General features: G+C 52.1%; 5 protein-coding genes and 1 pseudogene. 2 read left to right on the top strand and 4 right to left on the bottom strand.

All coding sequences use genetic code 11. From position 1 onward, the window contains the following. The first annotated feature begins 183 nt into the window (after window positions 1-183). Entirely contained in the window at window positions 184-852 is a 669-nt protein-coding gene (locus HMPREF3155_RS12900; RefSeq protein WP_141744854.1) for a hypothetical protein, read from the top strand. Window positions 853-856: 4 nt separating this feature from the next. Here HMPREF3155_RS12900 and HMPREF3155_RS09670 read toward each other — a convergent pair whose 3' ends face one another. From HMPREF3155_RS09670 to HMPREF3155_RS09655, 4 genes and pseudogenes are all read right to left on the bottom strand, one after another. After that, a complete protein-coding gene (locus HMPREF3155_RS09670; protein ID WP_062035412.1) occupies window positions 857-1,777 on the bottom strand; it encodes a NaeI family type II restriction endonuclease in 921 nt (306 codons plus the stop codon). Between the two features lie 10 nt (window positions 1,778-1,787). After that, window positions 1,788-2,825 (bottom strand): DNA cytosine methyltransferase, encoded by a 1,038-nt coding sequence (locus HMPREF3155_RS09665; RefSeq protein ID WP_061921833.1) that lies wholly within the window; start codon window positions 2,823-2,825, stop codon window positions 1,788-1,790. A gap of 530 nt (window positions 2,826-3,355) precedes the next feature. Next, window positions 3,356-3,610: pseudogene (locus HMPREF3155_RS09660) on the bottom strand (NUDIX domain-containing protein); the annotation flags it as partial. A gap of 52 nt (window positions 3,611-3,662) precedes the next feature. Next, the gene (locus tag HMPREF3155_RS09655; protein WP_061921839.1) at window positions 3,663-4,076 is read right to left on the bottom strand and encodes a (deoxy)nucleoside triphosphate pyrophosphohydrolase; all 414 of its coding nucleotides are present in this window, start codon (window positions 4,074-4,076) and stop codon (window positions 3,663-3,665) included. Window positions 4,077-4,210: 134 nt separating this feature from the next. On the opposite strand from HMPREF3155_RS09655, the gene HMPREF3155_RS12710 reads away from it, so the two are divergent. Further along, window positions 4,211-4,660, top strand: a complete 450-nt coding sequence (locus tag HMPREF3155_RS12710) for a hypothetical protein (RefSeq protein WP_246817725.1) — start codon at window positions 4,211-4,213, stop codon at window positions 4,658-4,660. Window positions 4,661-4,677 lie beyond the last annotated feature (17 nt).

Raw genomic sequence — 4,677 nt, 5'->3', positions numbered from 1 at the left:
CCCCGACGTGTCTACTTTCCGGGGGTCAGGCCCGTTGTCCACTAGTTCTTGTACAAGTTCGCGGTTAGTACCGCGGCGCAGGGTAGCCGTATGGCTTGTGCGGGCCGCGGCGATCCTGGCCGTCGCAACGCATCCATGGATGGTGCTGTGCCACCTGGGAAGACTTAAACGTGCTTTCGCGGAATGGCGTGTAAGAGCGCATGGACGAAAAGTGCATTAATTTCTTCAACAGGGTCTCCCGAGTCATTAGGCGGTAGCAGGCCGCGTGGTGAAGATTCCGAGACTCATAGTGGCTCAAACGAAGCAACTGGAGGACAAGGCGACACGGCCGTTCTGTCAGAATCTATTGATGGGGACAAAACCGGTGTGCGTCGAGCGAAATCCGATGGCATCTCAAAGGTTTCATGGGATGACGATTTTCCATTCGAGGTTCGGTTCCTCGCAGCGAGGTTCGAACCAAACGAAAGGTTCAGAACTAATAATGGTGGAACGGGTAAAGGCGTTTTACATCTGAATTTGTATTTTCCGCTTTTCCAAAATGAGTTTAAGTATTGGCAGGAGCAGTATGGTCACGCTCCGTATGAAGAAGTCATGGAAATCGTGAAATCTGCATACGAAAGTGAAGCAGTGTCCAAGGTGATGCATGGGAAAAAGCTGAATGGTGCTCGAACAATTAGTCCAGAGGCGCTAGAAGAAGCTGAGTCCCCCGTAGATTTGAGTATTTCTCAAACCGTAGTGAATGCTTGGCTAGGGACAGAAGCTCTGACTGCTGCGCTGTTGGGGCTGGTTAATGTTGAGTCGCGGATCGTAAATCGATTCAATGGGCGTCACTACATCAGGACCGGAGTTTAGACGTCTACTTGAATGGGAGTGTCGGGGCTGGTTCGACTGCATCGGTTGGTGTTGCAATTCGCCAGTAAGAATCATCGATATAGGTTTTAGAGCCCTCGAAGCTTTTCTCACACTTAACTAATCGCGTTGATAGTGAATCACCGTCTTTGGGGATTGGCAGGCCTAATTCGGCGGCAATTTTCTGGTGCTTGAGGTAATCTCCAAGGATCACGATCCCCTCAGGCTGTAGAGCAGAACGAGAGCCTCCGTTGTATCGAATACGCTTCATATAGTCCTTTTGCTGCGCGACAGTGGCGATGATGCCACGTGGGACTATGATGCCTTGAGCAATTCTGAACAATTCATTGAGGCGCTGAGCTCCGGAACTTGAAGAGAAAATCTTTGCTCGGTCGTCCTCGCTGAGTTGTAGGAGGGTGTTCGGCGGAAAAGCTTCGTCTAGGAAAAGCCATTGAATTGCGCTGCGACCAGCGGCGGAAATCGAGCGCTTGCCGTCGCGATTGCTGCCTCTAGTCAGAATTGAGTAATCGAGAAAAGCGAATCCCACTCGAAAAGTTCCCTGCTCATCGTCGGCATGGCAAAGCATTCCATGATGCCCGAGAGCCTCGATAGGGATCATCCAGCCAAACTTCTGTTTCGAGTACTTGCAGTCAACTTCGAAGCCCTCGATGTCGAAATCCATCACCTCACCGTCGCCGATAAAGCCGTCGAATTCTCGGCGAATGTTGATTTCGACTATTGAGCCGAGGTGAGCAGATTCGGTCTTACTGAGCTGGCTAATGGCGAAACGTCCAGTATGTTGACCATCATAAATCTGGTCGAAAGACTCGCGGAAGACACGTCCGAGGCGTTCTCCCGTGGGGTCTTGCTCTTTGAATGCAGCCGCTAGCTGTATAGAAATCGTGTCAGGTTGAATCTTGGCAATCACCTTGCCAATTTTAAATCAGACTCAGCTGGTTGACACGGGTTGGTGTTGCAGGTTCTAGAGACTTCGGAATTGGTTTCTTTCGCAGCGCGAACTTTATGCGTTCGCCGAGTGCCTTGGCCACCGGCGGAGGAAAGGCATTGCCAACCTGCCGCCATTGTGCGGTTTTCCCACCGGCCCACTTCCAGTCTTCGGGGAAACCTTGGATGACACCACCCATTCGTACCGTCAAACGCGGCATTTCTTGTTCGGGGTCTGTTGTGAAATCAGCAGCTGGCGGTGATTCGGCGATAGAGGAGCCCTTAATTCCGAGTTTCTTCCAGGCTTCTCGAGCACGCGTTGGCCCTACATCTGGGCCACCATGTTTTTTGCTTCCGCCCACAAGAGTCGGGCCCACTGTGTTTGCGTTTCGAGCCCAAGCTTCAGCTCCAGGCCAACCATTTTCTGCCATTAGCGGGAGAAGTGCTGTTCCCACCGGCATGTGTGATTTAACTACTTTCGGCCAGGCAAAATAGTTGGCAAATTCGTCCTTTAAAGCGACAAGGATGAACCTTGGTCGAAGCTGCGGCACTCCATAATCAGCTGCTTGGAGAAGTTTCCAAAAGGCGGTGTACCCCATTTCTTCAAGCTGATCGATTATTTGATCTCGGTAGGAGTCAAACCGTTTTTGACCGAGCCCTTTAACGTTTTCTAGAAGCACAGCACGTGGATCAATTTCGTTGATCAGACGTAGCGCCTGTGGAAAGAGGTCGCGTTCATCGTCGGCGCCAAGTTGCTTACCTGCTATTGAAAAAGGAGGGCATGGAACTCCGCCAGCAAATAGGTCGATTTTCCCTCTCCATGGCCTACCATCCAGGTTATGGACGTCCATTTCATGGACATTCCATTTTCCAAGAGGTCCTTCAGTTCCGCGGTTCTGGCGGAGAGTTTCAGCGGCCCAATTATCGATTTCGACGACCGCTGCGTGATGGAAACCTGCCTGTTCTAAGCCCAAAGCCTGGCCGCCAGCGCCAGCGCAAATCTCGAATGAGTGGAGGCGTGAGGTAGCCATCGAGCCGGTTCCTTTCTGAGCGTGAAAACGTAAACAATCATCGTGTGATAATGGTTTGATTAATAAAGTGTCTGTGTTGATTCTCTGTTGAGAGCATAGCGAGTTGGCGGACATTCCATATAATTTTACGAACGCTTGTTCCCTTAAGAGGTGTAATTGCATGAAAACGACGCGAGTGCCCTGGCATCGAGATGAGATCTTGGTAGTGGCTGCGATCGGGATCAAGTATGGGTGGCCGAACACGTCGCCGCGTTCGGAAATGGAAAAGCTCTCGAGTCTACTGCGTAGATGCGCCGTCCACCCTGAAATTGAGCCAGGTGAAGAGGACACGAAATTCCGTAATGTTAATGGAGTCGAGCGAAAATACTACGACTTATTAACTGCACGCCCAGGATATCCAGGAAACGCGACCAATGGTGGAAAAACTACTTATTCGATTGTTGAATACATGATTGAGCACCAGATGGAAGTCTTTGAAGCTGGAATTAAGATACAGCAAATGCTGGAGTCTGACACATACCGGAGTTTCGTTATCCCAGGCCTAAGAGTTTAAGGCTCGGAATGTCGGTCGGCGCCCACTCTAGTTCTTGGGCTTTGTCTGGGGTGACCCAGTGGGTAGCGTCGTGGTCGGTGAGGGCGAGGCCTTCGGTTGTCAGGTTGGCCTCGGTGGTGCAGCGAAAAGTAGTCAGCTCGATGGTGGCGAACTTGTACTCGTGCACGGTGGTGGTGACCTTCTCGCCGATGGTGGCTTCGATACCGAGCTCTTCGTGAAGCTCACGGGCGAGGGCTTGCTCGGGGGCCTATCTAGTTGGTCAAGTCCGCGGGTGGATTCCTTTCTTAGCTGTGACTAGAAGCAATAGCTTCTACCGCAGGGATATCTGCGGGAGCCCAAGTAAGATGCGCGGCCTCTGTGGAGGTAACCCATTTCGTATCGTCGTGGTCGGTGAGGCTGAGGTCGTCGGCTAGCAGGGAGGCGGTGGTGGTGCAGTAAAAGGTGGTGAGCTCGATGGTGGCGAAATCGTAATGGTGAACGGTTGTCGTTACCTTTTCACCGACGGTGGCTGAAATGCCGAGTTCTTCCTTAAGTTCGCGCGCGAGTGCTTGCTCTGGTGTTTCGCCGGGTTCGATCTTGCCGCCGGGAAATTCCCACATGCCAGCAAGGGAAGTGCCGGGCTTCTTGCGGAAGGCTAAAAGCTGTGTGCGTTCTTCATCGACGAAGACGGCGCCCACAACGCGAATGGGTTTAGACATGACTCTATTGTGCCTTGGATCTCGAAAACGTGTAGACAGCAGTCTGTAACTTAGCTAACATATTCCCAATGTTCGCGTAAAGGCTGTCGCGCGGGCTTGAATTTTGTATGCAAGCTTGAGGGGACGGTTTTACTGTGACTTCTACCGAATCGGTTTACTCCTCCCACCAGAGTCATGACGGGGAAATTCCGCAGCCTGGGGGACGGTGGAAACTCTTTTTATATAGCGCGATTGGCGCATTCGTATTCTTCCTGCCGGTGACGTATCAGGATAAGCGCTCTATTCCTTTGGACCACATGGTCACCATGGTGCGTGAGGGGATTCCGGCGGCGGTGCCGTGGATTATCTTTGCCTTGGCCGTGTACGGAACGGTGCGGAGTTTTATTACCGGCGCATTTAAAGAAAGCGCGCTTCAGGCAGTCTTTGCGGTGCTCAATGTTGTCGGTGCGGTGATCTCGTTTCTTATGGTCATCGACGCGCTGCCGTGGGTGCTCGGTGACGAGGACTTGGTGCCGTTCCTGTGGAACTCGATTGCCATTCCGGTAGGCCTCATCGTGCCTATTGGTGGTGTCGATTTGGGGTAGTTGGTACCGCGAGTCTG

This window comes from Corynebacterium sp. HMSC06D04 (assembly GCF_001807315.1).
Taxonomy (GTDB): Bacteria; Actinomycetota; Actinomycetes; order Mycobacteriales; family Mycobacteriaceae; genus Corynebacterium; species Corynebacterium simulans.
The sequence above is the reverse complement of the archived record's forward strand: the minus strand, read 5'-3'. Positions and strand labels throughout refer to the sequence as shown.